Below are 567 nucleotides of genomic sequence, written 5' to 3' on the forward strand. Positions count from 1 at the left end.
CATGCGCGTAAAGCTTAACCAGTAATCACCAAATTATAGGGGGAAGAGAGTAGCACATCAATTTTCCCTCTGTAGTTTGGCGTTTTCTTTTTTCTCGCTTACAGCTCTTTCCTAAACCTACTAGTATCTCATGTATTATTTCCAAGTTTTCCTTTTTAGGAATAAAATTAATGCATATATCTTTGAGTTTACTTCCTATAGTTGAATATATCATAAGTATACTTATTTCTCTATTTTCTTCTGTTTTATACTTAAAATACAATTCAGAATAAACTGTATTTATTAGTAAGGTTATTATCAATCTGCCATAAAGCAAACAATTTAAGTAATCAATTCCTGCTGATTTGACATGGTCAATCTTTCCATAACTTTTCCAGCATTTAAATAAGATTTCTATTTGCCATCTTAACCTATAAATATCAAGGAGCATGTCCACATCCACTTGTTCTCTTTCAATGTTTGTTATCATAATCACCCAGCTCATTAGTTCCTTGTCAATTTTCTTTGGAATTCTTCCTTGAGCTTTTGCTTTTTCTCTAGCCCTTCGGATTCGCAAATTTACAACTT

1 protein-coding gene is annotated in these 567 nt (G+C 31.7%); it reads right to left on the reverse strand.

All coding sequences use genetic code 11. From position 1 onward, the window contains the following. Positions 1–25: 25 nt before the first annotated feature. On the reverse strand, positions 26–567 hold a 542-nt coding region (locus COL3_RS25620), incomplete at its 5' end, for a transposase (RefSeq protein ID WP_143327573.1).

Origin of the sequence: Clostridium sp. LS (assembly GCF_002760435.1) — a bacterium.
Lineage (GTDB): Bacteria > Bacillota > Clostridia > Clostridiales > Clostridiaceae > Clostridium.